We start from the raw sequence: 2,671 nt of genomic DNA on the forward strand, positions 1-2,671 counted from the left end.
GAAGGTCGGCGCGGCTGGGCCATGGCCAGCGCACGCCGCGGATGGTTTCGGGACGGCCCGAGGTTTCCAGTGCGCGGATGATCTCTGCGAGGCCGAAAATGCCCATGACCAACGGGACAAAGCCGATGCCGTCGCGCAATTCCGGGATCCCGAAGGTGAAGCGCGGCTGTCCGCCTGCCAGATCGGTGCCGACAAGTCCCAGCCCCGCTCCGATCAGGATCAATGCCAGTGCCGGCACGGCGGGGCCAGGCGACATGACAGCCGCCGCGAACAAGCCAAGCGCGATCAATCCTACCAGACCTGCAGGCGCGATGGCTGTGGTCATTGAGGCCAGCGGCATGGCTATCGTCGCGATCAGGGCCGCCGTCAAAAGCCCGGCAAACAGAGAGGCCAACGCCGCCACAGCAAGCGCCGGGCCAGCACGTCCCATCAGCGCCATCTTGTGCCCGTCCATCGCCGTGACGACGCCCGAACACTCCCCCGGCAGGTTAAGTAAGATCGAACTGGTTGAGCCGCCGTATTGAGCGCCATAGTAGATCGCTGCCAGCATTATCAATGCGCCAGCAGGTTCCAGTGCGAAGGTCAATGGCAATAGAAGCGCCAGCGTCGCCGCAGGCCCGATACCGGGAAGGACCCCCACCAGCGTTCCGAGGAGTGCGCCCAGGAAACACAGGGCGAGGTTCTCTGGCGTCATCGCAAGCGCGAAGCCCGCGGCCCAGGCGGCAATATCCATACCCACCCCCTCAGCCTGCAGGCCAAAGCGGGGCAGTGGGTGGCAGCAGCGCCACGCCCACAAAGGCCACCAGCGTCATAAGGCCCAGAACTGTAAACGCCAGCGCCCGCGGGCTGCGTTCGCCCGATCCCCAGGCCGCCAGCGCTGCAGCCAACCCCGCGGCAAGGACAAGGCCAAGGACAGGAACTGTCAGGGCGAATATCAGCACTGCGCCCAACAGAGCGGGCGCGCTGTGGCGCAGGCCGCGTTCAGGCGCCCCGCAGTCGCTGCTGTTGCCGCATCCCGGTGAAGGCGTAGGCGTGACGGGGCTGCGTGCAGAGAGCATGGCCCAAGCGACACCAAGGCCAAGCACTCCCAGCGACAGAAGCTGTGCCATCAGGCCGGGCCCGACATCTCCACCTAGCCATGCAGGCTGGCCCTGCGCCAGCCCCGACATCCCCGCCCCGATCGCACAGAGCACAAACCCCGGAAGCATGCGTCGAAGGATGACGCGCGGTCCATTTCGGTGCGGCAGTCTGGATGTCAGGGGAAGATCCGGCTTCATCGGGAACCCACGATTCGTTTAGTTGACTGATTTTGTCAGATACGGCATGGCAGGCTCAGCCGCCAGTCTTGTGGTCAGCCAAACCTTCAAATTCCTGTTTTCCTGGAGCGAAAGATGATTCACCGTCGTATGCTGCTTGGCTCGGCACTCGCCGCACCTTTCCTGTCTGTTTTGCCACGCTCGGCCCATGCTGCCGAGTGGCCCGCGGCCGGCCCTATCCGGCTGGTCGTGGCCCAAGGGGGCGGCGGCAACGCCGACGTGGTGGCCCGTATATTGGTCGAAGCGCTGGAGCTGGTCCTCGGCCAAAGTATCGTAGTGGAGAACAACGGCACGGCCTCGGGAATGCGCGCGACCGAGGATGTCAGCACTGCTGCGCCTGACGGCTACACGCTTCTTGTCGGAACGTCGTCGCAGTTGGTCCACAACATCGCATTGTTCGAACCGCTGCCGGTTGATATCGCCTCGACACTGCGTGGCGTGGCGATGATCAATGAGGTTCCGATGGTGATGTGCGTGCCCGCAGATAGCCCCGATGCCGATCTGGCCGCCCTGACCGCGCGCATCAAGGCCGATCCGTCGGCTTTCCAGTACGGCTCCGGACCTGCGGGCACAACAACCCACATCACCGGCGCTTTGTTTCTGCAGCGCATCGGCGCCGAAAGTGTCGTCCACATCCCCTATCCGCGCAGCCCCGATGCCATGGTTGATCTGGTTGCAGGGCGGCTGAGCTTTGTGTTCGACCCGTCTCTGACCGCCATCGGGCAAGTGCAAGGGAGAGCCGTGCGGCCTTTGGGCGTCTCCGCCCCGGTTCGCCTTGCGGCGCTTTCCGATGTGCCGACCATGGAGGAGGCGGGTTTGCCTGGTTTCGTCAGCCAGACCTGGAATACTATCTCGGCCCCGGCCGGCACACCGGACGACATCGTGAGCGCGCTGAACGGCATGATAAACGAGATCGTTCAGTCCGATGCCATGCGTGTGCGTCTGGAGGAACTGGCTTCGATCGTGCCCGCGGCAAAGACCCCTGCCGAGGTCGATGCCTACTATGCTGCCCAACGCGAGACATGGATCCCCGTTGTCCGCGGGACAGGCGCCCGCGTGGAGGGCTGACCGGGACCGTTCCGACCTGCGCCGGGTGCATCCGTCCGGCGCAGGATTTCTGCCCTGTGACACATCGCGTGGTCAGGCGCCCGCTGGGCACCTCGGCGGTGCATAGCATCCGACTGTCCCGTTCAAGATCAACAATAGATCTACGGCCAAACGCTCAAGCGGCCGCTCTCTGCCCTTTATGATGATACTAAAGGAACGTCTGATCAACGCGTTCGGCTGCGCCGAGATTTGTGTTTGAGTGCTACCGCGGTGCAGTCAGCTGGCCCTGAGCAGCGATATTCCAGCTT

Annotated in this window: 3 protein-coding genes; 1 reads left to right on the forward strand and 2 read right to left on the reverse strand. The window is 64.0% G+C overall.

Annotated features, from left to right (window positions below):
- Positions 1 to 733 (reverse strand): tripartite tricarboxylate transporter permease (locus tag C0V75_RS22605; protein ID WP_173861125.1); only part of this gene is annotated, 733 nt, incomplete at its 3' end.
- A gap of 10 nt (positions 734 to 743) precedes the next feature.
- A complete protein-coding gene (locus tag C0V75_RS23115) occupies positions 744 to 1,109 on the reverse strand; it encodes a hypothetical protein (RefSeq protein ID WP_158241935.1) in 366 nt (121 codons plus the stop codon).
- Positions 1,110 to 1,391: 282 nt separating this feature from the next.
- Between C0V75_RS23115 and C0V75_RS22610 the strand changes: the two genes are divergently transcribed.
- A complete protein-coding gene (locus C0V75_RS22610) occupies positions 1,392 to 2,384 on the forward strand; it encodes a tripartite tricarboxylate transporter substrate binding protein (protein ID WP_101923225.1) in 993 nt (330 codons plus the stop codon).
- The last annotated feature ends 287 nt before the right edge of the window (positions 2,385 to 2,671 follow it).

Origin of the sequence: Tabrizicola sp. TH137, assembly GCF_002855575.1 — a bacterium.
GTDB lineage: Bacteria > Pseudomonadota > Alphaproteobacteria > Rhodobacterales > Rhodobacteraceae > Paragemmobacter.